The 26,545-nt window shown below is 63.7% G+C and carries 34 protein-coding genes and 1 tRNA gene; 11 read left to right on the forward strand and 24 right to left on the reverse strand.

From position 1 onward, the window contains the following. Positions 1 to 12: 12 nt before the first annotated feature. Positions 13 to 543 (forward strand): hypothetical protein, encoded by a 531-nt coding sequence (locus tag KDC96_RS11420; protein WP_212448553.1) that lies wholly within the window; start codon positions 13 to 15, stop codon positions 541 to 543. A 23-nt stretch (positions 544 to 566) separates the two neighbouring features. On the opposite strand, the gene KDC96_RS11425 is transcribed toward KDC96_RS11420, so the two are convergent. After that, positions 567 to 1,157, reverse strand: a complete 591-nt coding sequence (locus KDC96_RS11425; protein WP_249171772.1) for a GNAT family N-acetyltransferase — start codon at positions 1,155 to 1,157, stop codon at positions 567 to 569. Positions 1,158 to 1,297: 140 nt separating this feature from the next. On the opposite strand from KDC96_RS11425, the gene dcd reads away from it, so the two are divergent. Next, positions 1,298 to 1,852: a dCTP deaminase gene (dcd, locus tag KDC96_RS11430; RefSeq protein ID WP_212452637.1), complete on the forward strand. Its 555-nt coding sequence runs from the start codon at positions 1,298 to 1,300 to the stop codon at positions 1,850 to 1,852. 65 nt (positions 1,853 to 1,917) lie between these two features. Here dcd and KDC96_RS11435 read toward each other — a convergent pair whose 3' ends face one another. Next, complete coding sequence (locus KDC96_RS11435; protein WP_249171773.1) at positions 1,918 to 2,556, reverse strand: FAD-binding oxidoreductase; 639 nt, start codon at positions 2,554 to 2,556, stop codon at positions 1,918 to 1,920. Positions 2,557 to 2,946: 390 nt separating this feature from the next. Here KDC96_RS11435 and KDC96_RS11440 point away from each other — a divergent pair, with 390 nt between their 5' ends. Further along, a complete protein-coding gene (locus tag KDC96_RS11440; protein WP_212448554.1) occupies positions 2,947 to 4,122 on the forward strand; it encodes a trans-acting enoyl reductase family protein in 1,176 nt (391 codons plus the stop codon). A gap of 90 nt (positions 4,123 to 4,212) precedes the next feature. On the opposite strand, the gene KDC96_RS11445 is transcribed toward KDC96_RS11440, so the two are convergent. Further along, positions 4,213 to 6,402 carry a TonB-dependent receptor gene (locus tag KDC96_RS11445; protein WP_212448555.1) on the reverse strand — a complete coding sequence of 730 codons (2,190 nt, stop codon included), beginning with the start codon at positions 6,400 to 6,402 and terminating at the stop codon, positions 4,213 to 4,215. Between the two features lie 353 nt (positions 6,403 to 6,755). Next, positions 6,756 to 6,830: transfer RNA gene (locus KDC96_RS11450), tRNA-Gly, on the reverse strand. A gap of 225 nt (positions 6,831 to 7,055) precedes the next feature. Between KDC96_RS11450 and trxA the strand changes: the two genes are divergently transcribed. From trxA to KDC96_RS11465, 3 genes are all read left to right on the forward strand, one after another. Beyond that, positions 7,056 to 7,985 (forward strand): thioredoxin, encoded by a 930-nt coding sequence (gene trxA, locus KDC96_RS11455; RefSeq protein WP_249172018.1) that lies wholly within the window; start codon positions 7,056 to 7,058, stop codon positions 7,983 to 7,985. Positions 7,986 to 7,993: 8 nt separating this feature from the next. Further along, entirely contained in the window at positions 7,994 to 8,605 is a 612-nt protein-coding gene (locus KDC96_RS11460; protein ID WP_212448557.1) for an LON peptidase substrate-binding domain-containing protein, read from the forward strand. A 134-nt stretch (positions 8,606 to 8,739) separates the two neighbouring features. Next, positions 8,740 to 9,387, forward strand: a complete 648-nt coding sequence (locus KDC96_RS11465) for a TetR/AcrR family transcriptional regulator (RefSeq protein WP_212448558.1) — start codon at positions 8,740 to 8,742, stop codon at positions 9,385 to 9,387. Positions 9,388 to 9,522: 135 nt separating this feature from the next. Here KDC96_RS11465 and KDC96_RS11470 read toward each other — a convergent pair whose 3' ends face one another. The 5 genes from KDC96_RS11470 to argB all read right to left on the reverse strand — a co-directional run bounded on the left by KDC96_RS11470 (position 9,523) and on the right by argB (position 13,211). Further along, the gene (locus tag KDC96_RS11470; RefSeq protein ID WP_212448559.1) at positions 9,523 to 10,149 is read right to left on the reverse strand and encodes a MarC family protein; all 627 of its coding nucleotides are present in this window, start codon (positions 10,147 to 10,149) and stop codon (positions 9,523 to 9,525) included. 49 nt (positions 10,150 to 10,198) lie between these two features. Beyond that, positions 10,199 to 10,963, reverse strand: a complete 765-nt coding sequence (locus tag KDC96_RS11475) for a hypothetical protein (RefSeq protein WP_212448560.1) — start codon at positions 10,961 to 10,963, stop codon at positions 10,199 to 10,201. A gap of 55 nt (positions 10,964 to 11,018) precedes the next feature. Beyond that, entirely contained in the window at positions 11,019 to 11,912 is an 894-nt protein-coding gene (folD, locus tag KDC96_RS11480; RefSeq protein WP_212448561.1) for a bifunctional methylenetetrahydrofolate dehydrogenase/methenyltetrahydrofolate cyclohydrolase FolD, read from the reverse strand. A gap of 14 nt (positions 11,913 to 11,926) precedes the next feature. Beyond that, positions 11,927 to 12,220, reverse strand: coding sequence for a YggT family protein (locus KDC96_RS11485; RefSeq protein ID WP_212448562.1), 294 nt, complete (start codon positions 12,218 to 12,220; stop codon positions 11,927 to 11,929). A 91-nt stretch (positions 12,221 to 12,311) separates the two neighbouring features. After that, the gene (gene argB / locus KDC96_RS11490; protein ID WP_212448563.1) at positions 12,312 to 13,211 is read right to left on the reverse strand and encodes an acetylglutamate kinase; all 900 of its coding nucleotides are present in this window, start codon (positions 13,209 to 13,211) and stop codon (positions 12,312 to 12,314) included. 229 nt (positions 13,212 to 13,440) lie between these two features. Here argB and KDC96_RS11495 point away from each other — a divergent pair, with 229 nt between their 5' ends. From KDC96_RS11495 to KDC96_RS11505, 3 genes are all read left to right on the forward strand, one after another. Continuing rightward, positions 13,441 to 13,794: a DUF2282 domain-containing protein gene (locus KDC96_RS11495; protein ID WP_212448564.1), complete on the forward strand. Its 354-nt coding sequence runs from the start codon at positions 13,441 to 13,443 to the stop codon at positions 13,792 to 13,794. A 107-nt stretch (positions 13,795 to 13,901) separates the two neighbouring features. Next, positions 13,902 to 14,459, forward strand: a complete 558-nt coding sequence (locus tag KDC96_RS11500; protein WP_212448565.1) for a thermonuclease family protein — start codon at positions 13,902 to 13,904, stop codon at positions 14,457 to 14,459. A gap of 71 nt (positions 14,460 to 14,530) precedes the next feature. Next, entirely contained in the window at positions 14,531 to 15,016 is a 486-nt protein-coding gene (locus tag KDC96_RS11505) for a nuclear transport factor 2 family protein (RefSeq protein WP_212448566.1), read from the forward strand. 28 nt (positions 15,017 to 15,044) lie between these two features. On the opposite strand, the gene KDC96_RS11510 is transcribed toward KDC96_RS11505, so the two are convergent. Continuing rightward, positions 15,045 to 15,335, reverse strand: coding sequence for a hypothetical protein (locus KDC96_RS11510; protein WP_212448567.1), 291 nt, complete (start codon positions 15,333 to 15,335; stop codon positions 15,045 to 15,047). A gap of 139 nt (positions 15,336 to 15,474) precedes the next feature. On the opposite strand from KDC96_RS11510, the gene KDC96_RS11515 reads away from it, so the two are divergent. Further along, positions 15,475 to 15,933 carry a hypothetical protein gene (locus KDC96_RS11515; RefSeq protein ID WP_212448568.1) on the forward strand — a complete coding sequence of 153 codons (459 nt, stop codon included), beginning with the start codon at positions 15,475 to 15,477 and terminating at the stop codon, positions 15,931 to 15,933. Between the two features lie 17 nt (positions 15,934 to 15,950). Here KDC96_RS11515 and KDC96_RS11520 read toward each other — a convergent pair whose 3' ends face one another. From KDC96_RS11520 to KDC96_RS11575, 12 genes are all read right to left on the reverse strand, one after another. Beyond that, the gene (locus tag KDC96_RS11520; protein ID WP_212448569.1) at positions 15,951 to 16,151 is read right to left on the reverse strand and encodes a hypothetical protein; all 201 of its coding nucleotides are present in this window, start codon (positions 16,149 to 16,151) and stop codon (positions 15,951 to 15,953) included. A 46-nt stretch (positions 16,152 to 16,197) separates the two neighbouring features. Further along, on the reverse strand, positions 16,198 to 16,452 hold the full coding sequence (locus tag KDC96_RS11525) for a YdcH family protein (RefSeq protein WP_212448570.1): 255 nt from the start codon (positions 16,450 to 16,452) through the stop codon (positions 16,198 to 16,200). Positions 16,453 to 16,544: 92 nt separating this feature from the next. Next, on the reverse strand, positions 16,545 to 17,027 hold the full coding sequence (locus tag KDC96_RS11530) for a DUF2314 domain-containing protein (protein ID WP_212448571.1): 483 nt from the start codon (positions 17,025 to 17,027) through the stop codon (positions 16,545 to 16,547). Between the two features lie 70 nt (positions 17,028 to 17,097). Continuing rightward, positions 17,098 to 17,925, reverse strand: a complete 828-nt coding sequence (locus KDC96_RS11535; protein ID WP_249172019.1) for a NotI family restriction endonuclease — start codon at positions 17,923 to 17,925, stop codon at positions 17,098 to 17,100. A gap of 14 nt (positions 17,926 to 17,939) precedes the next feature. Further along, on the reverse strand, positions 17,940 to 18,179 hold the full coding sequence (locus tag KDC96_RS11540) for a DNA cytosine methyltransferase (protein WP_212448573.1): 240 nt from the start codon (positions 18,177 to 18,179) through the stop codon (positions 17,940 to 17,942). Between the two features lie 61 nt (positions 18,180 to 18,240). Continuing rightward, entirely contained in the window at positions 18,241 to 19,053 is an 813-nt protein-coding gene (locus tag KDC96_RS11545; protein WP_212448574.1) for a DNA cytosine methyltransferase, read from the reverse strand. 60 nt (positions 19,054 to 19,113) lie between these two features. Beyond that, a complete protein-coding gene (locus KDC96_RS11550) occupies positions 19,114 to 20,169 on the reverse strand; it encodes a ribonucleotide-diphosphate reductase subunit beta (RefSeq protein WP_212448575.1) in 1,056 nt (351 codons plus the stop codon). A 189-nt stretch (positions 20,170 to 20,358) separates the two neighbouring features. Continuing rightward, positions 20,359 to 20,661 carry a hypothetical protein gene (locus KDC96_RS11555; protein WP_212448576.1) on the reverse strand — a complete coding sequence of 101 codons (303 nt, stop codon included), beginning with the start codon at positions 20,659 to 20,661 and terminating at the stop codon, positions 20,359 to 20,361. Beyond that, complete coding sequence (locus KDC96_RS11560) at positions 20,658 to 20,840, reverse strand: hypothetical protein (RefSeq protein WP_212448577.1); 183 nt, start codon at positions 20,838 to 20,840, stop codon at positions 20,658 to 20,660. The genes KDC96_RS11555 and KDC96_RS11560 overlap by 4 nt, the downstream gene beginning before the upstream one ends. A 22-nt stretch (positions 20,841 to 20,862) precedes the next feature. After that, positions 20,863 to 21,066, reverse strand: a complete 204-nt coding sequence (locus tag KDC96_RS11565; protein ID WP_212448578.1) for a hypothetical protein — start codon at positions 21,064 to 21,066, stop codon at positions 20,863 to 20,865. Between the two features lie 62 nt (positions 21,067 to 21,128). After that, the gene (locus KDC96_RS11570; protein ID WP_212448579.1) at positions 21,129 to 21,488 is read right to left on the reverse strand and encodes a PilZ domain-containing protein; all 360 of its coding nucleotides are present in this window, start codon (positions 21,486 to 21,488) and stop codon (positions 21,129 to 21,131) included. A gap of 145 nt (positions 21,489 to 21,633) precedes the next feature. Next, positions 21,634 to 23,697: a ribonucleoside-diphosphate reductase subunit alpha gene (locus tag KDC96_RS11575; protein ID WP_212448580.1), complete on the reverse strand. Its 2,064-nt coding sequence runs from the start codon at positions 23,695 to 23,697 to the stop codon at positions 21,634 to 21,636. 477 nt (positions 23,698 to 24,174) lie between these two features. On the opposite strand from KDC96_RS11575, the gene KDC96_RS11580 reads away from it, so the two are divergent. After that, a complete protein-coding gene (locus KDC96_RS11580) occupies positions 24,175 to 24,777 on the forward strand; it encodes a hypothetical protein (protein WP_212448581.1) in 603 nt (200 codons plus the stop codon). Here the strand turns inward: KDC96_RS11580 and KDC96_RS11585 are convergent. Next, positions 24,774 to 25,688 (reverse strand): alpha/beta fold hydrolase, encoded by a 915-nt coding sequence (locus KDC96_RS11585; RefSeq protein ID WP_212448582.1) that lies wholly within the window; start codon positions 25,686 to 25,688, stop codon positions 24,774 to 24,776. The two genes, KDC96_RS11580 and KDC96_RS11585, sit on opposite strands and share 4 nt — an antisense overlap. Before the next feature lie 161 nt (positions 25,689 to 25,849). After that, positions 25,850 to 26,350: a hypothetical protein gene (locus KDC96_RS11590; protein ID WP_212448583.1), complete on the reverse strand. Its 501-nt coding sequence runs from the start codon at positions 26,348 to 26,350 to the stop codon at positions 25,850 to 25,852. Positions 26,351 to 26,545 lie beyond the last annotated feature (195 nt).

Genomic DNA, 26,545 nt, shown 5'->3' on the forward strand with positions numbered 1-26,545 from the left:
ATGCAGCGCCGCATGAAACGCTTCCTCACCCATCTTTTTGCCCTGCTGGCGCTCGTCTGGAGCGGCCCGGCGCTCGCCGACGTCCAGATCCACTTCCATTCGTTCAACGGATCGGTGCTGTTCGGGCGCTATCCGCACACCTTCGTCGTGCTCGAAGGGACGCTGGAGGAAACCGGCGAGGTCGTGAACGAGAATTACGGCTTTTCCGCGCGCAAGGTGACCCCGGCGATCCTCAACGGCCCGGTCGAACACATGGTGCTGGCCGAAAGCGAGAAGAACATCCGCAAGACCAACCGCCATTTCACCATCGACCTGACCGATGCGCAATATCGCCAGGTCGTCGCCGAAGTGCGCCGATGGCAGAACGCACCGGGCAAGTATTACGATCTGGAAAGCCGCAACTGCATCCATTTCGTCGGCAAGATCGCGCAGCTGCTGGGGCTGAAGGTCGATTACCCGCAAAAGATGCTCCGCCGGCCCAAGGCATGGCTGAACCATGTCGCCGCGATGAACCCGAAGCTGGGGGCGAAGGCGGTCAAGTAGCGGGCGCATACCGCCACCGTGGATTACGCGTCCTTACCATCCTCGAAAGCATCGAAAATCGCGGTCAGGCCCGGCACCTCGCGTTCCGCCCTGAGCGTGGCGATCGCGTGTTCGACGTCGATCTCCAGTTCGGTGACATTTCCTTCCCGCGCTTGCGGCACCGCGCCTAGCGACCGCGCCAGACCGAGAGCAGCCTTGTTTTCGGCGAGGATGTGCACGCTGAACTCGCGATATCCCTCTCGCCTGCAATCCAGCAGCAGCACCGCAGTGAGCAATCTCGCCAGCCCCAGACCATGATACGCATCGAGAACGCCCACGGAAAATTCTGCAGTCAGCGGATCGTCGTCATCGCGAAATGCATGGACGATGCCGATCGCAGGCTTCTCTGAGACATCGCTGCGCAGCGCACCCCAGGCGATGTGATCATGGCCATCGACGTTTACCAGCTTGTCTAGAACATTCTGCGGCGGTGTCTTCATTCCCGAAAAGAACCGGAGGTATCGCGACCGCTTCGAAAGCTGCTCGATTCCTTCTCTCAGGCGTTGTTCGTCGTCCTGGCGAACCGCGCGAATGCAGATCGGTGTCCCGTCGTTCAAAGTGGTGTCGATGATCACCCGGCCAGCTCCTGTTCGAGAACGCAGACGACAACACAAAGGCTAGCGCAGAAGGCTATTGCGGGCCATGGCAAAGACAATGTCGGGAAAAGGCAGGGCGCCTCCTTGCTCTCCGCATCGCCATGAGCGAAGCCTCCCGCATGGCGATTCTTTCCGACAAGTGGATTCGCGAGCAGGCGCAATCGCACGGCATGATCGAGCCGTTCGTGGAGGCGCAGCGGCGCGAAGGGTGCATTTCCTACGGCCTCTCCTCCTACGGCTACGACGCGCGGGTCGCGCCCGAGTTCAAGATCTTCACCAATGTCGACAGCGCGGTGGTCGACCCGAAGGATTTCGCCGCCAACAGCTTCGTCGATCGCGAGACCGATGTCTGCGTGATCCCGCCCAATTCCTTCGCGCTCGCCCGCACGGTCGAATATTTCCGCGTGCCCGAGGACGTGCTGGTGATCTGCCTCGGCAAGAGCACCTATGCGCGCTGCGGGATCATCGTGAACGTCACGCCACTGGAACCGGGCTGGGAAGGCCATGTGACGCTCGAATTCTCGAACACCACCCCGCTACCGGCGAAAATCTATGCCAATGAAGGCGCGTGCCAGTTCCTGTTCCTGAAAGGGAACGAGCGGCCCGAGGTCACCTATGCCGACCGCGCGGGCAAATATATGGGCCAGAAGGGCGTGACGCTGCCGCGGCTTTGACGGGGATCGCCGACCGGCCAGGCCACCTGCGGATCAGTCCTCTTCCATTACCAGCCTGTCTTCGCTCACCCCGAGCGCCTGCAGCGCGGTGGCGATGCCCTCTTCCATCGGGGGCGGGCCGCACAGGTAGAATGTTCCGCTAAAGTCGAGGCCCGCGCTTTCGAGGTATTCGCGGTCGATCTGGCCGTGGTGCGTGCCCCCACATCCTCGTCGCTGAGAACGAGGTCGAGCGCCAGCCCCGGCATCCGCTCCAGCTCTTCGCGCAGGATGATGTCCTTTTCCTCGCTGTTCGAAAAGATCAGGCGATAGCCGTCGAGCGTGCCGTGCTCGGCCTGGCGCGCGCGCAGGATCGACAGGAACGGGGTAAGCCCGGCACCGCCCGCGATGAAGGTGCCTGGCCCCCGGTCCTCGATCGCGCCCCACGGGTCCTCGATAATCACCCCGTCGCCAGCCTGCATCTGACCGATCTGCTCGGTCACGCCATTGTGCGAAGGATAGGACTTGATGGTGAATTGCAGGTGCTCGGCGCCGGGCAGCGAGGTGAAGGTGAAAGGCCGCTTCTCGTCGCGCCAGTCATCGCGATCGAGCGCTAAATCGGTCGCCTGGCCGGGTGTGAAGTCGTACCCCTCCGGCCGGTCGAAGGTCAGTTCGTTTACGTTGTGCGTTACTGGGCGAATGGCCCTGAGTGTCAGATCGTGCGGCATGAGGGGGTTCCTGTGAGTAGGGTTGGCCCGATCGGCGGGCCGGATGGTTCATGAAATTCAATGGCCTTCCCCCGCCGAGGTTCCCGTCGCACCGGGAGCTGCGCCCGCCGCTCAAGAGCTCGGAGGCACATCGTTTTCCTACATCGTGGAGAGCTGGCATGATCGCCCTGCCATGCTGGAATCGCTTACCCTCGCTCCAGAAATCACGTTTCAAGTTGGAGAAGTGTCAACTTCGCATTCTGGGCGTACGACACTCTATTCCTTCGATAATTCGCCCAAATCGCCGGGTGACACCGTGTCAAGTGTGTCAACTTCGCGGTCCGCCCGAAAGCTGCCCTTTGACTCGCCAGCGTTGCGCGAGCATTGCGCTTAGCCAAAGGAGAAGACCCCATGGCAACCCCCGAATTCGACATCATCGTCTATGGCGCGACCGGCTATACCGGCCGCCTCGTCGCCGAATATCTGAGCAATCACTACGGATCGCGCGATGACGGGCCGAAATGGGCGATGGCGGGGCGCAGCCTCGACAAGCTCGAAAGCGTGCGCGACGAAATCGGCGCGCCGGCGACGACGCCGCTGGTCGTCGCCGATGCCGAGGACATGGCGAGCCTCGAGGCGATGTGCGCGCGGACCAATGTCGTGCTGACCACGGTCGGGCCGTACCAGCTCTATGGCGACAACCTCGTCGCCGCCTGCGTCAAGACCGGTACCGATTATGCCGACCTGTGCGGCGAGCCGGCGTGGATGGCGGAGAAGATCGCCGAGCATCAGGACGAAGCGGCTAGGACCGGCGCGCATATTTGCTTTTCCAGCGGATTCGATTCGATCCCGTTCGATCTCGGCGTGCTGATGACGCAGAAGGTTGCGAACGAGCGCTTCGGCAAGCCCGCGCCGCGCATCCGCGGCCGCGTCCGGGCGATGGCCGGCACCTTTTCGGGCGGCACAGCGGCCAGCCTCGGCGCGACGATGAAGGCGGCGGCCAGGAACCCCAGGATCATCAACGTGCTGCGCGATCCGTTTGCGCTCGCTCCGGGCTTCGATGGGCCCAGCCAGCCGAGCGGGATGATCCCGATGTACGAAAAGGATCTCGACAAATGGGCTGCGCCGTTCGTGATGGCGCCGATCAACACCAAGAACGTGCACCGCACCAACTTCCTCGCCGGGCATCCCTATGGGGAGGATTTCCAGTACGACGAGATGGTGCTCACCAGCCCCGGCGAGGCGGGCAAGAAGATGGCCGAGGCGGCGGTCGAGATGATGAAGAACCCGTTCGGTGCGAAGCCGCCCAAGCCAGGCGAAGGGCCGAGCAAGGAAGAGCGCGAGAACGGATACTACGACGTGCTGTTCGTCGCCGAAATGCCCGATGGCGACACGGTGCATTATGGGGTCAAGGGCAAGTACGATCCGGGTTACGGCTCGACCAGCCGGATGCTGGCCGAGACCGGGATCGCGCTGCTGTCATGCGACAAGCCGGGCGGGATCGGGACGCCGGGCTACTTCCTCGGCGAAGACCTGGTGAAGCGGCTCGAGGAGCACGCCGAACTGACATTCGCGGCGGAGAACTGAGCCGTCACGAACCCAGAGAGTTCCTGCGAAAGCGGGAACCAATCCAATGCGGGCAAGATGGGCTCCTGCCTTCGCAGGAGCCCATAATCGTCAAAAACTGAGCCGCACGCTCGCGCGGACGTTGCGGCCCGCCAGCGGGACGAATTCCTTGGTGAAGCTCGCATGACGGCGACCCGTGACATCGAAGATGTTGTCCGCCGCGAGCTGCACGGTGACGTTTTCGCGGCTCGGCAGCGGGCGCCACGAGACGAGCACGTTGACCAGCGCGAAATCGTCGGTCGGGGTCTCGAATGCGGCGACGCGGTCCTGCTCGGCAAACCACTGGATTTCGCCGCGCAGGTCGAATGCCTCGGTCTGCGCTTCGAGCGCGCCAAGCAGGCTCAGCGGCGGGATCCGCGGGACCGCACTGCCATCGGATAGCTCGGCCTCGACATAGGATCCGCGCAAGTCGGCGATCAGCCCGACCCCGCCGGTGTCGAACAGCGGGAACGACACTTCGCCTTCGACACCGAAATAGTCGGCATCCTGCTGCAGGTAGACGAAGACCGGCAGCCCGTCTTCCTCGCCCCCGGCTTCCGAGAGGTAGATGTAGTCGTCGAACCACTGGCTGAAGACCGCGACGCTGAAGGTCGCGGTTCCGATCCGGCCGCGCGCGAAACCTTCGAGGCCCCATGCGCTTTCTACCGACAGGTCGGGATCGCCGACCTCGAAAGCCTGCGTCGCGATGTGCGGCCCGTCAGAGAACAGCTCTTCCGCGCTCGGCGCGCGTTCGGCGCGGGTGACGTTGACCCCGGCGCGGAACGCCTCGTCGGCTTCGTAGACCAGGCCGACCGCGCCCGAGAAGGTATCGAAATCGCGCTGGAGGCCGAGCGCGGGTGCCTCGACGTCGGTCATCTCGTAACGGGCGGCGGCCTCGATCTGGAACGGGCCGTTGCCGAACTCCTGCAGGGTGAACAGCGCGAACTGATCGGTGAGGTTGGGCGGAATATAGGCTTCCGCCCCTTCGGCGAAGAAGTCGCGGTGCAGGTACTGCGCCCCGCTCGCGCCGCGCCACGGGCCGGTCTGCTGTTGCAGCAGTTCGACCCGGGCCTCGATGCTTTCGCTGTCGAACACGGTTCCGATTTCGGCGCCTTCGAATTCGGTATGGGTGTAATCGGAATAGCCGACGCGCGCCTTCACCTTCGAAAAGAACCCGTCGCCCAGCGCGATGTCGGCGCGGAAATCGGCGCGGAACTGTTCGAGCCCGATCGTGACGATTTCCTCGCCTTCCTCTTGCTCGTCCGCTTCGTCCCCGTCCTCGCCTTCGTGCGCGTGTTCGGTGCCCGGACGGCCCGGGACGCCGTAATCGGTGTCGTACCAGCCGATCGAAGCGCCAAAGCTGCTGTCGCCGAGGATCACGCCAAACCCGGCGTTGACGGTCCAGCTTTCGCTCGCGGTGTTGGGAACGACACCGCGCCGACCGGCAGCCTCGCGCAATTCTGCCGCTTCCTCGACTTCGCCTTCGGCCGCTTCCTCGTCGGCTTCGTCGAGCAATTCGGCGCGCAGCGTATCTGAAAGCTGGAAGCCCGCGATCTCGAGATCGTCGCTCTCGCGCCAGCTGCCATCAAGATGGACAACGAAGACATCGCCGATCGGCACGTCGAGCGAGGCGCCGCCGGTGCGCAGATCGCTCGCGCTGTCGATCGAGGCGAGTGCGTCGAGATGATAACCCTTTTCGGGAATGCGGGTCGGAATGCGCTTGTCGATCACGTTGACCGCGCCGCCGATCGCCTGGCTGCCATAGAGCAGCACGGCCGGCCCGCGCAGCACCTCGATCCGCTCGGCGGTGAGCGGGTCGATCGTGGTCGCGTGATCGACCGAGGTGTTGGAAACGTCGGAGGTCCCCAGCCCATCGACCAGAATGCGTACGCGTTCTCCCTGGAAGCCGCGCAGCACCGGGCGCGAGGCACCCGGCGCAAAGCCGCTGGCCGAAACGCCCGGCAGCTTGACCAGAACCTCGCCGATCTGCCCGGCAAGATTGCGCTGGATGGCGTCGGCTTCGAGCACGCTGGTGCCCGCGAGAATATCGAGCTGGCGCAACCCTTCGGCGCTGACGATGATATTGCCCTGGTAGTCGATCTGGCGGTTGTGGAGATCGTCGTCTGGCCGCTGGTCGCCATCGGTCGAGCCACCCGGCTGCGCCTGCTCGTCATCGGTCCCGGCGTCTGCCCATGCGGGGCTCGCCGCCATGCCGAGCGAGAGCGCGCTGGCGAGCGCGAGGCGGGAGGGGGTGATCTTCATCGAGAATATCCGTTGCTGATAATGTAATAACGTATCACGCAGCTAGCAGCCATTCCGCAAACTGCAAGGCCAACCGACACGACTTCGACGAAACGCGCATTTCTGCGGACAATCGGCATCAGTGATGCGGGATCGTCACGGTCCTGCACGCCGGGCGAGACCGTCAACCAGGTCGGAACGAGTGCCGGGATGGTGCGGAGAGCACGGCTGCGAGCCGTTGGTCGAAACCGGAGGAGGTCACGTCGGCGAACGTCCGCCGGGTCCTGGCCGGGAAGCCGACGGCGAGTATCGGAAGTGCGATCCGCCCGCCGATCGGCCCGAAGGCTGCAAAACACCGAAAGTGCTGTAAAAACTGGAGCGGGCGAGGCGATTCGAACGCCCGACCCCAACCTTGGCAAGGTTGTGCTCTACCCCTGAGCTACGCCCGCTCACTGACGCTCGCAGGACAGCAATTCCGTGTCCCTGCGGGGGAGGCGGCGCGATTAGCAGCGCGCTGCACCGCCTGCAAGCCAAAAAAGGCGCGGCAAATATCGCTTGATCGAACCGGGCAGAGCCGCCAGCGCACGCCAACGCTTCACAATGCCGCGATACGCCCCACATTGGGGCAACGAAACGGCGCAAATCCAACGACAGGGAGCAGCCCCTTGGCCAGCATGGGTCTCAATATCGAAGAACAGAAAGCAGTCGACCGGTTCCGCAAGGAGGTCGTCGATCCGTCGCAAACCAAGCTCGTAATCGTCGATTTCTGGGCCGAATGGTGCGGGCCGTGCAAGGCGCTGACACCGACGCTCGAGAAGATTGCCGCCGAATACGCCGACAAGGGCGTGGTGCTGGCCAAGATCAATGTCGACGAGGAACAGTTCATCGCCAGCCAGTTCCAGGTGCGTTCGATCCCGACCGTCTACGCGATGTTCCAGGGGCAGCCGGTCGCCGATCTTTCCAGCGCGCGCACCGAAACCCAGTTGAAGCAGGCGCTCGACCAGCTGCTCGAAAAGCTGCCGATCCAGGCCGGTGCCGATGGTGCGCCCGCTGCGCAAGGCCCCTCGCCCGAAGAGCTGGCGCAGTTCGTCGCTATGGGCGAGCAGGCGCTGAGCGACGGCGATGCGCAACGCGCCGCGGGCATCTTCGCGCAGGTTACCGAATTCGCCGGCGATCACGGCCCCGCGCATGCCGGGCTGGTCCGCGCGCTGGTGCAGCTCGGCCAGATCGATGAAGCGAACCAGGTCATGGCGGCGATCGAAGCGGACGAAGCGCTGGCGAAGGATCCGGCGATCGCCGCGGCCAGGAGCGCGCTCGAACTTGCCGGAACGCAGGTCGACGACACCGAGCTCGAAGCGCTCAAGACCGCTGCCGAAGCCGGCGATGCCTCGATGGAGGCCAAGCTGGCCTATGCCGAAGCGGCCTTCGCGGCCGGACGCCGCGACGAGGCCGCCGATACGCTGCTGGCGATGATCGAGGCCGACCGCGAATGGAACGACGGGGCCGCCCGGGCCAAGCTGCTGCAGATCTTCGAAGCCGTGGGCCTCGAAGCCGAATGGGTGGTCGCCAGCCGCCGCCGACTGTCCAAAATCCTGTTCGGATAAGTCGCGCAATGTCGAAGCGCCTCTCGATCTTCCCGCTGCCCGGCGCCGTCCTGTTCCCCGGACTGCAACTGCCGCTGCATATCTTCGAGCCGCGCTACCGCGCGCTGGTGGGTGACGCGCTGGTGCGCGACCGGCGGATCGCGATGATCCAGCCGCAGCGTTCGACCGAAGGCGCTCCGCTCTATACGGTCGGCTGCGTCGGCCGGATCGGTGAGATCGAGGCGATGGAAGACGGGCGCTACAACCTCGTCCTCGAAGGGGAAGCGCGGTTCAAATTGCTGCGCGAGCTCGACGTCACGACCGCGTTCCGCCAGATCGAAGCCGAGCTGATCGACGACGACGAGGACGAGACGCTCACCCATGCACAGCGCGGTGGTTTCGAATACGAGGCGCGCAAGTTCGCCGATGCGCAGGGCTACAGCGTCGACTGGGATTCGGTCGAGCGGCTCGATGACCAGTCGCTGATCAACGGGGTATCGCAAATCGCCCCGTTCGATCCGGCATCCAAACAGGCGCTGCTCGAAGCGCAGAACCTTTCGGCCCGGTGCGAATTGCTGGTGCAGCTGATGCTGTTCTACGGCCGCCGCGACGGCGGCGAGGAAATCATCACGCTGCAGTGATCGCGCGTGCGCACCGCAAGGTGCGATCCCCGCGCTCAGCAACCCGCCAGCGCGCCTGCGCGCCGCAGGGCGTGCGACAATTCGTCGCAGATGAGCGCTTGGCCCTCGGCAGCGAAGTAACTAAACGGTTATTTATGAATGTCGCGGCCTTCCCGACCAAAGGCGAGCGTACCCGTGCGCATATCGTCGCCACTGCCGCCAGCCTGTTCTGGCGCCACTCGTTTCACGGCGTTTCGGTCGATCGGGTTGCCCTCGCGGCCGACGTCAACAAGGCCACCGTCTACCGCTATTTCGCCGACAAGCGCGACCTTGCGCTGGCGGTGGTCAAATACAACGGCGCGGTGACGCACGAGCTGATCTTTTCCGGGACGCTCGATCGGTTCGAAGCACCGCAGGATCGACTCGCGGCGATTTTCCGCCTCATCCACCGGGTCCATACCGACGCGCATACCGAAAGCGGCGATGTCTATGGGTGTCCGATTGTGGGGCTGGCGCTCGAACTCGGGCTCGACATGCCGGAAATCCGCAAGGAATCGCAGCGCATCTTCGACCAGATCGAAGCGTTCCTGACCGTAATCGCAAGCGAAGCGATTGCGCTGAATGACCTCGATGCCGATCGCGCGGTGCTGGGCCGCACGCTGGTCCAGTTGCTCCACGGGGCCTACGCTTCCGCGCGGCTCTCGTCCGATCCGGAGCGCGTGCTCGATGCCGGTCGCGCGGCGCTGGCTCTGATCGGCTTTCCCGACACCCCTATTCTCTTGCCGGAGCCCGACAGGCCTTGAAACTGCCGCTCCAGACGGCCGCGCCAAGCGCGGGTTTCAAGCCCTTCAGGTCGCACTGATCCCCCAGATCGGGCTCCGGCATTCCCGGCTGGTTGATCGGGTCGGCAAGGCATGCGGTCGCCGCGCGACAGACCGTCACATCGCGAAGCTGCCCTTCAGCCCGTCGATCACATATTGCGCCGCGAGCGCCGCCAGCAGCACGCCGAGCAGCCGGGTGATCACCGCTTCGACCTTGTCGCCGAGCAGACGGATAAGCGGCCCCGCCGCGACCAGCGCGGCGGCGGTAATCAGCAGCACCGCGCCCAGTGCCGCGAACACCTCGATCGTCTCGGCTACCCCGTCGGCTTCGTTCATCAGCAGCATCACCGCCGCGATCGCCCCCGGCCCGGCGAGCATCGGCATCGCCATCGGGAACACCGACACATCCTCGACTTCCGAGGCGCTGACTTTCTCCGCGCGCTCCTCGCGCCGCTGGGTGCGTTTTTCGAACACCATCTCGAACGCGATCCAGAACAGCATGAGGCCCCCGGCGATGCGAAAGCTGTCGAGCTCGATATGCAGCGCATCGAGCAGGTCTTCGCCGAAGAAGGCGAAGATCAGCAGGATTACCGCCGCGATCCCGGTCGCGCGCAGCGCCATCACCCGCGCCTGCGCCGGAGTGGCGCGTTTGGTCAGCCCGGCGTAGATCGGCGCGCAGCCCGGCGGGTCGATCACCACGAACAGGGTGATGAAGGCGGAAACGAAGAGTTCGGTGAAGACCATGGCGGCCTGGCGGATCCCGATGCGTGGTTGCGTGTCGCGCCGCCCCTCATCACTGTTTGGGCGGCGATGCAAGGCCTTCTTCTACCGCGGTGACCCATTCGCCGTTGTAGTAATAGTCCGCCGCGACGAATTTGGTGCCGTCGGGGCGATGCTCCCAGCGCCACCGCAGGGTTCTGTCGCGCGAAAGCTGCGCGTCGCCCGCCCCGTCGCTTCCGATCGGGATCGCAGGCGGGGGAGGCACGGTCTCGCCCTCGCGCGGGCAGGTGGCGACAAGCCCGAGGATCGAATCGAGGGCGGTCACCACGATGTCGCCGTCCTCGAAGGTCTCGCGCGGCGGCGGCTGCGGATCGTCGCGCCCGGCCACGTCGTAGCTCCATTTGTAGCGGTCGTCGGACTGCCGCACCCAGGTGGTAACGTAGTTCCCGACGAAGCCATCCTTGTCGCGGAACCGCCCGACGCTGAGCGCCAGCTCGCCATCACAGCTCATGACAACGGTGCGCGGACCCCATTCCTGCACTCCGTCGGCATCATCGAGCGCGCCCGCCACCGAGGAAAAGGCGACGGGCCCGTTGCGGCCGTGCAGCAAGGCCCCTGAAGCGGCGTATCGGGCGGCCGCGGTGAACTGGCCGATCTCCCTGGCGTCGCGGGCATAGGCGGTTTCGGTGGCGACTATCGTGCTCGGCTGCGCCTTGCCCGGCGCGTTGGCGAGTACCCGGTCGATGACGCGCGCCGGCGGTCCCTGACGCGGAGCGGCGCAGGCGGAAAGGGCAAGGGCTGCAGCAGCGGACATCAGCAAAGCGGTATGCGGTTTCATCGGAACTCCCTGCTTTGGGCGCGGTCCTTGTGCACGAAGGATTTACGGGGCCTGACTACAGCCCCTCGGGCACCTCGAGCCCGGCATTGCGCCAGGCCGCGACCAGGGTGTTGCGCAGCAGCACGGCGATGGTCATCGGTCCGACCCCGCCGGGCACCGGCGTGATCGCCGCCGCGACTTCGCTCGCTTCGTCGAATGCGACGTCGCCGACCAGTCGGCCCTTGTCCTTGCCCGGTTCGGGCGGCAGGCGGTTGATCCCGACATCGATCACGGTCGCGCCGTCCTTGAGCCAGTCCTTGCGGATCATCTCCGGCCGGCCGACCGCTGCGACGACGATATCCGCGCGCCTGACCACGCCCGGCAAGTCCCTGGTCCGGCTGTGCGCGATCGTGACGGTGGCGTTGGCATCGACCAGCAGCTGCGCCATCGGCTTGCCGACGATGTTGGAGCGCCCGATCACTACCGCTTCGAGGCCGGAAAGATCGCCCAGCCGGTCGGTCAGCAGCATCATGCAGCCTAGCGGCGTGCACGGGACGAAGCCCGATTGCCCGACGCTCAGCCGCCCGGCATTGATGACGTGAAACCCGTCGACATCCTTGTCCGGGCTGATCGAGGCGATGATCGATTGCTCATCGAGGTGGTCTGGCAGCGGCAGCTGGACGAGGATGCCGTCGACCGCATCGTCGGTGTTGAGCCGGTCAACCAGCGCCAGCAGCTCCGCCTCGCTGGTGTCGGCGGGCAGCCGGTGTTCGAAGCTTTCCATATTGGCCGCGACGGTCGCCTTGCCCTTGCTGCCGACATAGACCTGGCTGGCCGGATCGTCGCCGACCAGCACCACCGCCAGGCCCGGCTTGCGCCCGGCCTGCGCGGCGAATTTCAGCGCGCTTTCGCCCACCCGCTCGCGCAGGCGCGCGGCAAAGGCCTTTCCGTCGATACGAGTAGCGGTCATTGGGCCGGTCCGGGTCAGTAGGCGCTGGCGAGGCTGCCGATCACGATCAGGACGATCTGCAGCAACAGGATCAGGACCAGCGGCGAGAAGTCGATCGCCCCGGTCGAAGGCATGACATTGCGGATCGGGCGCAGCACCGGATCGAGCAGGCGATTGATCGATTCATAGACCTGCCGCAGGAAATCGTTCGACGGGCTGATCACGTTGAAGGTGAACAGCAGCCCGATCACGAACTGGATGATGATCAGCATCACAAACGCGTTCGTCAGCAGCCGAACGATATCGTAAAGTACGTCGAGTCCATTCATTGTGCGACATTCTCTCATTGTGCGGCGCGGGCATGGGTGATCCGCGCGCAATTGGGTCCCGTGAGGGGCGTGTTACCCGACTAATACGGCTTTATCCACCCCTCACCAGCGTCCCGGCTCCGCGGGCGGTGAAGAATTCGAGCAGCATGGCGTGCGCGACCCGCCCGTCGAGCACCACCGCCGCCTCGCATCCGGCCTCGACCGCGGAGACGCAGGTTTCGAGCTTGGGCACCATCCCGCCCTTGATGACACCGTCCTCGCGCAGTTTCGCGATCTGTGCGGGCGTCAGGTCGGTCAGCAGCGTGCCGTCGGCGTCGAGCACGCCCGCCACGTCGGTGAGCAGGAACAGCCGCGCCGCGCCCAGCGCCGCCGCGATCGCGCCCGCCATCGTGTCGGCGTTGATATTGTAGGTCGCGCCGTCCTCCCCGCCCGCAATGGGTGCGATCACCGGGATCATCCCGGCGGCGACCGCCGTGTCGATCACGCTGGTATCAACCTGCGCGGGTTCGCCGACGAAGCCGAGATCGACCGCCTGTTCGATATTGCTGTCAGGGTCGCGGGTCGTGCGTTCGACCTTGCGCGCAGTTACCAGCCCGCCATCCTTGCCCGACAGGCCCAGCGCCTTGCCACCCGCCTTGCCGAGCCAGCCGACGATTTCCTTGTTGATCGCGCCCGACAGCACCATTTCCGCGACTTTCGCGGTGGCCTCGTCGGTCACGCGCAACCCGTCCACGAACGTGCTCTCCACCCCCAGCTTCGACAGCATCTCGCCGATCTGCGGCCCGCCGCCGTGCACCACCACCGGGTTGATGCCGACCGCCCTGAGCAGCACGATATCCTCGGCAAAATCGCGCGCGGCCTGCGGGTTGCCCATCGCATGCCCGCCATATTTCACCACGAAGGTGCGCCCGGCATAGCGCTGGAAATAGGGCAGCGCCTCGATCAGCACTTCGGCTTTCGCCAGTGTCGCCTGGTCGTTGGCTGCAGTCATGGTGTGCGCTTTCCCCGCTGTTCGGCCGTCGTTCGATTATCGACCGTGCTCCGGGCGCTTAGCCGCTCGAATGCCCGCTGCAAAGCCGTAGCCGCCACCGGCAACGCCATGGCAAGGTGCACTATTTTGCACTTGGCACTGTAACCGTTTGTTGGTTGACTGCGAATCGCCTGTTGAACGGCGCGCAGATCGTGCCGTCAGGATTGCTTGAAACGGAGGAAATTCATCCATGAACACCACTCGCATCAAGGGCTCGATCGCGCTCGCCGCCGCAGCCGGCCTTGCCGCTGCCTGTTCGGGCGGCGCCGACGCACCGACCGAAGCCACCACCGCCGGTGGTGATACGACCCAGGTCGCCGCCAATGGCGCGGCAACCGAAGGGGCCAAGGAAAAGTGCTTCGGCATCTCCAAGGCAGGCGAGAACGATTGCGCCGCCGGCCCCGGCACCAGCTGCGCGGGCACCAGCGTGATCGACTACCAAGGCAACGCCTGGACCTATGTCGACGAAGGCACCTGCCTCACCATCGAACGGCCCGATGGCTCCAAGGGTTCGCTGAGCGAAACCGAAAACGTCCAGGCGTAACACTCGCTACCGGACTTGCAGGGCCGTCGGGATCGGATCCCGGCGGCCTTTGCCTTGCAGAGCAGGCTGTGGCGGGTCACATCCGCCGCTGCTATCGTTGCCCGGCCATGCTCAAACGCCGTTCAAAGTCTCCGCGCTTTCGTCGGCCGCGTTCGCGCGGCGGGTGGTTCGGCTGGTGGCTGGTCTGGCGCGTCCCGGCCCTGGCGCTGATCGTGATGGCTGGCTGGTGGTTCCTGGTCAGGCCGGTGGTGGACGAGCAGGGCTGGGTCACGGTGACGCGCGACTTCGCAATCTGCGGCGAGCGCAGCGGTGCTGCGGGCTGCGTCGCCGATGGCGACACTGTCATTATCGGTTTCGGCAGCGACCAGCGCCGCATTCGCCTGACCGGCTTCGACGCTCCCGAGCTCGACGGGGCCTGCCCGGCCGAACGTGAGGCCGCGCTTGCCGCGCGCGCCGCGCTGCACGAATGGCTCGGGCGCGGGCCGTTCCAGTGGACCGGCGCGGACGATCCGCCTTACGATCGCTATGGTCGCGAGTTGCGCGAGGTCCGCCGCGCGGCCCCTGGCGGTGGGCGCGAATATCTGGCCGAAACGATGATCGCCCGCGGCCTCGCGGCAGAAAGCGGCTGGGGCGCGCGGCCGGTCGATTGGTGTGCGCCGCGCTGACGCTGGCGAATCGGTGCGAGACCTGTGGTATTCTGCGCCAGGAGACTCGCAACACGCAGGGGAGACGAGAGATGGACCGCGAGACGATGCTGGAGAAGATCGATACGCTGTACAGGGGACGCCAGAACGGAGATCGAAGCGCGTTCGCCAGCGTGCTCGCGCCCGATGCGACCTTCCGCTTCGTCGGCAATGCGAGCTTCATCCAGTCCTTTCCGGGCGGGCGCGACGACGGGCCCGACCAGGTCGCCGCCAAGCTGTTCGAACAGATCGACATGCTCGAGCGCACGCTTGTCGACGCCGTGGTCGAGGGAAACCGCGCCGCGACGCATTTCAAGTCGGTGCTGCGCGTGAAGGGCGGCGAGCCGTTCGAACACGAGATGTTCGACCTGTGGGAGTTCGACGACGAGGGTCGGATCATCAAGGGCAGCCAGTTTCAGGACACCGCCAAGATCATCGACGAACTCGACACCGTCGCCATGGCGAAATCCGCGTATGGCACGCCGCGCGCGGCGGACGATCCGGTCGGCGGCATGGATTTCGATATCGGCTCGAACTGAGCCGCCCGCGCGCGCTCTCGCACCGCCGCTAGTCGCCGATCGGGCGCGCCGGTTCCGCACCCGAGCCGAGCGCGTCGGTATCGACCTGATCGACGCCCAGCGTCGGCTGATCGGTGTCGGCGCTGTTGGCGGCGTCGGTTTCCGGCGGCAGCGGCGTTTCGCGCGCGATCGGCTGCTGCGGATCGACATCGCGGTCGGTCGCCTCGACGATATCATCGGTCACGGTCTGATCCGGATCGGATGGCGTTTCCGGGGTGCAGGCCGACAGCGCGAGCGCGGCGAGGCTGGCCGACAGGGCGAGAGAGTGGTGAGTGCGCATGATTTCCCCTGGGATAGCGTTGGATATGGAGGATCAACGATCGGATCGCGTCGCGGGTCCCGAAAGTTGCGCGTTCTGTTACAGCGGCATAGCCGCGAACCGGCTTGTCGCGCGCCGGGGCTTACGATATATCTTGGATATGGCGGATATCAGCAGCACGACCGTCCCCGAGCAAAGCCTCCTCGCGCAGTTCGGGGGCGCTGGCGACTACCGCGACTGCTTCGTGCGCGATGTCGCAGGCACGGTCAGCCTCGCCGAGTTCATCGAGCGGTTCTATTGCAGCGCAGCCTTCCGGCCAGAACGGCTGGTGCTGGGCCTGATGGGTCGCGGCGAATCGAATGCCGATGCGCGCGCGGTTGCCCGCGGAGAAGCGGACCGGTTTGCGGTGTGGCGCGTAGTCGAGCGGCGAGAGACCGAGGCGCTGCTGGAGGCCAGGGAAACCGGCACGGCCAGCTGGTTTGCGGTTGAACCCCTAGGCAACGGCACCCGCCTCTGTTTCGGATCGTGGGTCGGCAATCTGGAGCAATCGGGCTGGAAGGCGTTGCTGCGCCTGCACGTGTGGTATTCGCGATTCCTGCTGGGCGCGGTGCGGTTCTGAGACCTCGGCCTGGTCTCCTAGCCAAACAGATGCAGGCCAATCGTGAGGACGAGCAGTGCTAGCGACGAGGCGAGCATCGCAAGAGCGAGCACGGTCGAGACCGGCAAGTGGGACGGTGCCTGCCTGCGGTCGTCACGCAAGCGCAATCCGTTCTCCGACCATTCGGCATCGCCTATCTTGCGCGGCCTGCCGGGCTTGATGCGAGGCACATCCTCCATCGCAGCAGCTTACAGCGATGCATTCCCGGTGAAAAGTATACGTCTTTTACGCCGCCGCGCGTGCCTTGGCCACGATCGCGGTGATCGCGTCGAGCAGGCCGAGCCGCTGTTTCTTGAGACTCTCCATGCGCTCGTCGCTCGCGGCTTCGGTTTCGGCTTCGATCCGGTGCACCTGCCGGTTGACCTCGTGATACTCGTCGGCGAGCCGCGCGAAATGCGCATCCTCGTGCTTGAGGCGGGTGATCAGCGCGCGATCGCGCTTGAACACGGTGGAGAATTCGTTGGGCGTGTGCTGCGACATGTGGGGCGGTCTCCGTTGCTGTGATGCAAGAACGCTAGGCGCGGGCGCGGGCGCCGTATTTGATTCAGGTCAACGCGGCCGCCGGGCGCGCCTTACTCCCAGCCGAAATCGCGTTTGATCGCTTCGACCGTTTCCGGGTCGAGCTGGTCGAACAGGACGCGGGTGGTGCGGTGGCCGTGGACGTATCCGGTGGCGTCGCGCCAGGTCCAGTCGGAGACTTGCGTGAGCGGCACGCGCACCGGGTCGCCATAGGCGTAGCCTTCGGAATGCGGCGCATTGGCGAGGTTGCCGGTGAGCGTGTCGCCGTCGCGCGCGACATTGCCGACCCAGATATGCTCCCACCCGCCCAGCGGGAACTTGAACAGGATGTCGGACGCGCCCTCGGGCGGATCGGCGAGCACGGCGAGCCACTGATCGAGCGTCTCCCGCGCCTCATCCTTGGCCGCATTCATCGCCGCGTCGGTCTGGTCGACCTCGACAATCGGATCGGGCTCGGAAGCATCCTGCGCGAGGGTCGGCGCGAGCGGGGTGGCGGCGAGCGCGATGCTTAGCGCGAGGAGGAGTGGGCGTGGCATGGTGGTGTCCCTAGAACTCTGACCGTCTTTCACACGAAATACAGGGGATGAAGTGAGGAAGAAGCGAACCTCAGACACGCAATATTCTGAGCTTCGAGCCAGACCTTCCTTTCAGCTTGAGCGACAATTCCTGCTGTACTTCTTCTGGCCCAGAAGGTGGAACACCCTCTTTGAGCGCGTGCCGGACGTCTTCCCACTCGGTAAAGGTAGTCTTTGGTTCACTCATCCGGAATTCACTTCCCGCGCCTGATTGCGAGAATTGATATGATAGCCAAGTCAGTTCGCTATTCCCCGCACTGGTCTCGCGGAATTGGGGCAATGCCGAATAGAATGTTGAATCCACAGCCACAAAAAAGTGCTTCCCCCAGCGATTGAAGACCGGAACTTTTAGCTGGAGCTGAGGAACAAGCCGCTTTTGCGCGCTTGATCGGAAGTCTACACCCAAGCCATCCAATGGCGCATTTGAGCGACCGATGAATCGTTCGAATGCCTCTTTCACCCCACCGCCTGACGAATAAACAGCCTGAATCTCTAGCGCCGCAAAATCGACAATTTCGCCATCGGAGAGGCGTCCGAGGAGGAAATCGACTTTCCCAATCTTTTTGTCGCTTCCGTTCTTTCCTGCACCAGGAACGCGTAAAAGCTTAAATTCTGGGAACGGGATGATTTGAGCTCCTTCGCCAAAAGCGAGTCTTCCGGCGTCGCGAAAGACCCGCCCATCCTCGAGGAAGCGGGTTGGGCAAACGATCGTCGCTTCTGCAAAGGCTTGAAGTGAGCAAACACCTATGGGATCTGACTTACTAACTTTTGTGCACGGGCCATCCTTGAAGCGACAGAATTTCTTATGCCGGAACGCTTCTGCCTTTGAAGACGTATCGTCAGTCGCAGCGCCGAACACTTCTGCCAAGCGCATTAGGCGGCGATCCGCTCTGGTCGCTTGATTGCAGAGATAATTTGGGTTGCGATCTGATACGCTAACTTGGGAGGAACTGCATTGCCAATTTGGACGAACTGCTCAGTCATACTTCCAGCGAATTCGAAGCAGTCCGGAAAACTCTGCAATCGCGCGGCCTCACGAACGCTAAACGGGCGATTCTGTATTGGATGGATATACGCCCCCAGTGAATGTCGCACTTGGTCAGAATAGTGCATGCAAGATCAGTTTTCCGGGGCCTACCGTACCGCTTTGTGTGATCGCTTCGCTTGGCCCGCTTCATTCCTTCTGGAAGAAGGTCGATCGGGATATCGCGCCATGACCCCCCTCTGGAATGTGACGAAGTCTTTCCTGATTTGCGGGACCAAGTCTCGGACTACGGTGATTGGTGACAGCATCCAATTTGCCGCGCGCCCATGCCTGGAAGTCATTCATTGGTTCACAAGCGTACTTGACCCCTTCAGTAGGGTTTTGATCAGGGTGAATGGCAGGCAGATCGCCTATTGCATCCCAGACGGTCACGAAATTTGGGGTCGATCTGGTCGGCTTCGGCTTGATGACTGGAAGCCCTAGCCGATTTGCAATGAAGACTACTCTGCGCCGCTCTTGTGGCACACCGTATTCTTCCGCCTTCAGCACGTAATGATCGACATCAGCATAGCCAAGTGCTCGAATAGCACCCTTGATGCGATCGATTAGAGCGCCCTTTTCGATCGAAAGGATGCCGGTAACGTTCTCCATCACCAACCAAGCAGGCTGCAACTCTCCGACAATCTTCAGATAGTCCTCAAAGAGTTCAGATCTCGGATCGTCCATGCCCCGCTGATGATTATAGACGCTGTAAGCCTGGCAAGGCGGCCCCCCGACAAGAACATCCAATTCTCCGGGCTCCATTCCTGTTTGTTGCAGAAGCGCACCGCCTTTTAGATGGGCGACTGGTGCATGAATGAACTTCGCATTCTTATGGTTTGCCTCAAAGGTCTCGCCGAATCTGGCCTCGATATCGCAGCCAGCAACCACGTCGAAACCCGCTTCCTCAAAACCATAGCTTAAGCCACCTGCACCGCAGAATAAGTCTATGACTTTCGGCATAGAGAACTCCTATGTTCTTCTTACGTTCTCTTTAGTGGCACCTTATCCCTTGGCAGTCAATCACTCCGCCGCCTGCACCGCGCTTTCGCCGAACATATCCGGACCCTCGTCCCCCGCGCCGTCTTCATTGACTGCCTTCGCCTTCTGGCGCTTATCAAACGACGACCACACTTCGTTCCAGTTGCCCTTGGTCGCGCCCTTCGAATATTCGGTCGCGCGGGTTTCGAAGAAGTTGGCGTGCTCGACGCCGTTGAGCAGCGGTGACAGCCACGGCAGCGGGTGTTCGTCGACCATGTAGATCTGCTGCAGGCCCAGCTGGCCGAGGCGCCAGTCGGCGATGTAGCGGATATACTTCTTGATCTCCTTCGCCGTCATCCCGTTGACCGGGCCCATTTCGAAGGCGAGATCGATGAAGGCGTCTTCGAGCCGCACGGTCTTCTGGCAGATGTCGATGATGTCTTCCTTCACCGCCTTGGTCAGGCAGTCGCGCTCTTCGCAGAAGGTGTGGAACATCTTGATGATGCCTTCGCAGTGGAGGCTTTCATCGCGGACCGACCAGCTGACGATCTGGCCCATGCCCTTCATCTTGTTGAAGCGCGGGAAGTTCATCAGCATCGCGAAGCTGGCGAACAGCTGCAGCCCTTCGGTGAAGCCGCCGAACATGGCGAGCGTGCGCGCGATATCCTCGTCGGTGTCGACGCTGAACTGGTGCATGTAATCATGCTTGTCCTTCATTTCCTCGTATTCGAGGAAGGCGGAATATTCGCTTTCGGGCATGCCGATCGTGTCGAGCAGGTGCGAATAGGCGGCGATGTGCACCGTCTCCATGTTGGAGAAGGCGGCGAGCATCATCTTGATCTCGGTCGGCTTGAACACGCGGCCATATTTGTCGTGGTAGCAATCCTGCACCTCGACATCGGCCTGGGTGAAGAAGCGGAAGATCTGGGTGAGCAGGTTGCGCTCGTGCTCGGTGATGTTCTGCGCCCAGTCGCGGCAATCCTCGCCCAGCGGCACTTCCTCGGGCATCCAGTGGATTTGCTGCTGGCGTTTCCAGAAGTCGTAGGCCCACGGATATTCGAACGGCTTGTAGGTCTTGCGGGCTTCGAGCAACGACATCTTGTGTTTCCTCAGTTTGTGTTCGCTTACCCATATAGGGAATCACGCGCCGGAATCGAAGGCAAGCGGGGAGATTTACGCGGGGATAAACCGTGCAAATTCCGAGTCGAACCGAGTCTTCCGGCGGCGCTCTTGCATGCCGCTCAACAGCTTAACGTGTAGCCGCTGCAAGTGCGGCCGGATCGCGCGTCAGTCGCCGCGCTTTTTCGATCCGAAAAAGCTTCCGCCGCCCAGCACGATGATGCCGAGGAAGAAGCCGAAATCGTACCAGCCGCCGGTGTTGGGCACGGCGTAAACCGCGATGTCCGGATCGAACAGCGAGCCGATCCAGCTCCACGGAAACACGAAGCCGTGCCACAGGCCCCACCAGAAACCGGGCACCTCTTCGCCCTGCGCGATCCCGGCATCGATCTGGCTGGCGCAGGCCGAAAGCAGCAGCGCAAGCGCGGCGGCAGCGGCGATCCGCAGCGCGGCGCGCGGGTGTGCGCTCATCGGGTCATGCCCGCGATCACAAGCCACATCAGCGGCAGGACGATGATCGATACGGCGGCGTGCAGCCGCCCGGCATTGGCCGCATGTCCCGGCTCGCCGCGCGCCAGCCGCATGCCGTTGATCAGGAATGCCAGCACCACGACCGTCCCTGCGATCCCGATCCAGATCGGTGGTTCCATGCCGCTTGTCCCTCCCTTCGAGCTAATACAGGATGCGCGCCCCGATATCGGGCACGGCGACATTCAGTATGACATAGACTATCAGCGGGAGCGAGAGCGCGCACAGCATCAGCAGCGCCGCCGGCCCGGGCGCGATGCGGTTGGTGTTGCGCAGCCACACGATCACCGGAAAATCGGCGAGCGCCATCAGGCCGAACAGCAGCGGGATGAATGTACCGTAAGTCATGGCGTGTGCCCCCGTCGTGTCGGGGAGCGTGGCGCGTCGCGGCGAGCCGCGTCAAGCGCGGATCAGCAGAACCGCTGCGGCAGCCCGGTCGGCATCGGGGCGAGTGCGCGCGGTGCCGGCTGGTCGGGCAGTTCGGGACCGTGCGCCGTCTTCACCGTGTCGAACTGCCCGATCGCGATCGGCGCGGCGAAGGTGACTCCGACCTCCTCGCCCTCGATCCAGCGCACGGCGGCGCGATGCGGACCCGAATCCGCGACGTAGATCTGCAGCGGCGCGCCGACCGTGAGGGTGTGCGCCCCGGCAACGAAGCGGCAACCGCCCTCGGACAGGTCGGACAAGGTGACATCGACCGGCGAGCCGAGTCCGGTGAAATACCGGCCCGGCACGTTGATCGGTTTGCGGGGAGATTTCCGCGTGCGCATGGTCGCGGTTGTATAGGGGCAAACGGTTTAGCGCGGGTAAATATATAAACGGGCAGGAAAAACCCCGCAAGGCCGATGCTTGCGGGGGTATGTTCAGTGCAATTGAATCATCAGCACTGTCAAAAGAGCGACCAGACCGATTGCCTCACTGACAGCTCAGGCATTCCTCGTAATCGGTCTGCTCCCCCGCTCCGGCGGCGAGTTCGAACTTGGCTGCATCCTTGGTGTTGTCGGCCTCGACCCCGCCGGCGAACCCGGCGCGCTGCACCGATTTCGAGCGGAGGTAGTAGAGCGACTTGATGCCCTTCTCCCATGCCTGGAAGTGCAGCATCATCAGGTCCCACTTGTCGACGTCAGCCGGGATGAACAGGTTCAGCGACTGCGCCTGATCAATGTAGGGCGCACGGTCGGCAGCGAATTCGAGCAGCCAGCGCTGGTCGATCTCGAAGCTGGTCTTGAACGCGCCCTTTTCCTCGGGCGAGAGGAAGTCGAGATGCTGGACCGATCCGCCGCGTTCGAGGATCGAATTCCAGACGTTGGTCGAATCCTTCGATTTTTCCTGCAGCAGCTTTTCGAGATACGGGTTCTTGACCACGAAGCTGCCCGACAGCGTCTTGTGGGTGTAGATATTGGCCGGGATCGGCTCGATGCAGGCGCTGGTGCCGCCGCAGATGATGCTGATCGACGCAGTCGGTGCGATTGCCATCTTGCAGCTGAAGCGTTCCATCGCGCCCATTTCGGCCGCGTCGGGGCACGGTCCGCGCTCCTGCGCGAGCAGCATCGAAGCTTCGGATGCCTTGGCCTGGATATGCTTGAACATTTTCAGGTTCAGCGCCTTGGCCATCGCGCTTTCGAAGCCCAGACCCTTCGACTGCAGGAAGGAGTGGAAGCCCATCACGCCTAGGCCGACCGAACGTTCGCGCTCGGCGGAGTATTTCGCGCGGGCCATCTCGTCGGGCGCGCGGTCGATGTAATCCTGCAGCACGTTGTCGAGGAAGCGCATCACGTCCTCGATGAACTGCTTGTCGCCCGACCACTCGTCCCACTTCTCGAGGTTGAGCGAAGACAGGCAACACACCGCGGTGCGATCATTGCCGAGATGGTCGACGCCGGTCGGCAGGGTGATTTCCGAACACAGGTTCGAAGTCGAAACCTTGAGGCCGAGATCACGGTGATGCTTGGGCATCATGCGGTTCACCGTGTCGGCGAAGACGATGTAGGGCTCGCCCGTGGCGAGACGGGTTTCGACCAGCTTCTGGAACAGCGAGCGGGCATCGACACGCCCACGCACTTCGCCGGTCTTGGGCGATTTCAATTCGAACTCGGCCCCGTCGCGCACGGCTTCCATGAATTCGTCGGTCAGCAGCACGCCGTGGTGAAGGTTCAATGCCTTGCGGTTAAAGTCGCCCGAAGGCTTACGGATTTCGAGGAACTCCTCGATCTCGGGGTGCGAGACGTCGAGGTAGCACGCGGCCGAACCGCGGCGGAGCGACCCTTGCGAAATCGCCAGCGTCAGGCTGTCCATCACCCGCACGAACGGAATGATGCCGCTGGTCTTGCCGTTGAGGCCCACTGGCTCGCCGATGCCGCGGACATTGCCCCAATAGGTGCCGATGCCGCCGCCCTTGGAGGCGAGCCAGACGTTTTCGTTCCACGTGCCGACGATCCCGTCGAGGCTGTCGGACACCGAGTTGAGGTAGCAGCTGATCGGCAGGCCGCGACCCGTGCCGCCGTTCGACAGCACCGGGGTCGCCGGCATGAACCACAGCGACGAGATATAGTCGCAGAGCCTCTGCGCGTGCTCCTGATCGTCGGCATAGGCATCGGCCACGCGCGCGAACAGGTCCTGATAACTTTCATTCGGCAACAGGTAACGATCGGTCAGCGTTTCCTTGCCGAATTCGGTGAGATAGGCGTCGCGGCTCTCGTCGGTCTCGATCTCAAACCGGCGCGCATTCACGGTCTTGCTGTCTGGCAGGACCGCAGCCCTGGCAGCTTCGGCCATGGCTCCCGCGAGAGCTTCTCCCGCCTTTGCGGCGATCAGTTCGTCGCTGCCCTTGTCGGCATTGTCCATTGTCACGGCCTTCTTGTTCTTCGGCGTCGGCGTGCCTGTTGGCGCACGACCCAGCGTTTCGCCGGTGTCCGCGTCGGTCAGCACTTCGTTGCCCGTGTTCTCACTGGCCACGTTTTCACTCGCTTTAAATTCCATTCTCGCCCCGTCTAGTCCCCGCGAATCGGACAGGACACAAGTGTCGATGTTCCAATTCTGTTCTATACCGACCTGTCCACAGGATAGCCATGTGATTCCTCACAGCCTGTCCCGCGATCCGTCCACAATCCGGATCGTCCGACCCCTGAATCCGGCGACTCCCCTTCCTGCCGCGCCCTGTCGAGCGTGGGCCGAGTCACCTAGATTTTGGGGTTCATCCGCGAACCGAACCACCAGATAATGAATCAGCGACGAATCCGCGTCAACGGGAGATTAACCACAAAATCGCGGAAACCCGGATCGGAATTCCATGTTGCAGTGCAGCGACGCGTGGACAAAGCTAGAGTCGCGAACCGCGCAAGAGCGAAAATGAATCTGTGAAGAAAAATTTGGTGATTGAATCATGTGAATCAATCGCTGAATCTTTTCGCAAGGCGGCGGCATGATTGTTGCGCCGTCGCGGAACAGGAGGTGGCTGTGACCATTGCAACGCTCGAATCGGTTCCGGTGCCGATCCTCGCCGACCTGCGCCAGCGCCATTCCGAGCCGCAGCGGCACTATCACGACTGGTCGCATATCGAGGCGCTGCTCACTCATATGGCGGATGCCCGGGGCCTGCTGCACGATCCGGACGCGGTGCTCCACGCGATCCTGTTCCACGACGCGATCTACGATCCGCGCGCCAAGGACAATGAACGCCGCAGCGCCGCGCTGCTGGTCGAAACCGCACCGGCCATTCCCGCCGCAAGCCTCTCCGCCGCGCGGCGGATGATCGAGGCGACCGAGGGCCATCACCTGCCCGGCGATCTGTCGGGAGCCGCGCAATCGGACTGCGCGCATTTCCTCGACATGGATCTGGCGATCCTCGGTGCCTCACCGGAGCGATTCGTTATCTACGAAGACCAGATCCGCCGCGAATATGCGCATGTGCCGGATGCCGCGTTTCGCGAGGGGCGCGCGGCGGTGCTGCGCGGTTTCGCCGCGCGCCCGCGCCTCTATTTCAGCGCGTGGGGCCGCGAGCGGTTCGAAGCGCAGGCACGGCGCAATCTCGCCCGCTCGCTCGCGGCTCTGGCGAACTAGGCGGCCACCGATTCCCGCGCCCGCGCGCTGCGGGCATGCTCGGCGATCTCCTGCGCCAGCCGGTCGATCAGCTCAGCCGGAAGATCGTGACCCCAGCCGGGGATCGTCACCAGCCTGGCACCGGGGATGTGCTCGGCGGTGTCCTTGCCACCCTCCAGCTTGACCAGCGGATCGGCCTCGCCGTGGAGCACCAGCGTCGGCACACTCACCGACCGCAGCCGTTCGCGCCGGTCGCCATCGTCGATGATCGCGGCGAGCTGACGCGGCAGACCGGGCGGATAGACGCTGCGCTGCACCAACGCCTGCACCCGCGCGCGGCGCCGTTCGGCATCGGCCGGATAACCGGGGCTGCCGATTTTCTCCTGCACGTTGATGCCGTGCGCAATCAGGTCCTCTTCCTCCATCGAAGGCAAGGGCGCGGTCAGCGCGTCGATCGCGGGCTTGTCCGCCTGCGGCAGCCGGGGATGCCCGGTGGTCGACATGATCGAGGTGAGCGATTGCAGCTGCCCGGGATGGTTCACCGCCATCAGCTGCGCGATCATGCCGCCCATCGAAGCCCCCACGACGTGTGCCCTGGGAATGTCCAGCGCGGTCAGCAGCCCGGCTCCGTCGGCGGCCATGTCGGCGAGCGTATAGGGCACGCGCGCAGGCCAGCCGATCTTCTGGCGGATCACCTGCCAGGCGATCCCCGGCGCCCTGGCACCTTCCATCTTCTGCGACAGGCCGATGTCGCGATTGTCGTAACGGATTACGCGGTGGCCATGGCCGACCAGCGCTTCGACGAATTCGTCGGGCCACAGGATCATCTGCGCGCCGAGGCCCATCACCAGCAGGATCGGATCATCGCCGGGATTGCCGTGCTCTTCGTAAAACAGCTCGATACCGGTAGTGGGCGCGGTGATGTGCGGCATGGACGTGATGGCTCCTGCGGGTTGGGTTCCGCAGCCATCGTTGCCGCACAAGCAAACGCGCCGCAACCCACGCTCGCCCAAAAGGGACTGGAGACGAGTGCAGGTGCGGCGCGGTCGACCCCCGGGGTCGCAATCCGGGGCCGGGTCGGCGGCAGGGGCTCCTAACCGCCGAGCAGGATGTAACGTTCCGATTCCGCCTGCGCGTACCGTTCGCGCATTTCGCTGGTGGCCTTGGCGGCAAGCTGGTCATGAATCTCGCGGTTGCTCGCGAAGATGATGTTGGCGAGGAACTGTGCGCTCTCCGGATTGTAGACCGGCACGTCGCCGAGCCCGTCGAGCCGCTTGACCGCATAGATCGCGGCCTTGCGCGCGGCCCAGTTGCCTTTGCCGTCGAGCACTTCGAGGTTTTCGGCCTTGCCGTCTTCGCCGAGCGTGAAGGTGATTTGCACCACCGCATCGTTGGGCCGCACGGTGCGGGCGACCGGGGCGCGGGTCAGCGCGTGGTTGAGATCGCGGGTGGTTTCCTGCTGCCATTCCTGCATCGCGGCATGCGAAGTCACCACGATATCCTGCGATTTGCCGGCGGCGGCAGGGGCGGCGAACGACACGGCCAGCGCGAACGCGGCGGCCGGTAGGGCAAGAGACTTGTTGAGGCGGTTCATCGGATCATCCTTTCCTGGGCATCACGGGATGATCGAGCGCAAGGACCGGTAGCGCCGAGCACCAGTCCCTACACTCGTGCGATGGCTCTATTGGTCGATCAGGCGCGGCGGGCAGTTGTCAGATCGGGGTGTTTCGGGGGTCCCGCCGCGTCCGATCACAAAGTGCCAGACGGCACGATTGTTTCAATATGGTAT

Origin of the sequence: Erythrobacter sp. JK5, assembly GCF_018205975.1 — a bacterium.
GTDB lineage: Bacteria > Pseudomonadota > Alphaproteobacteria > Sphingomonadales > Sphingomonadaceae > Erythrobacter.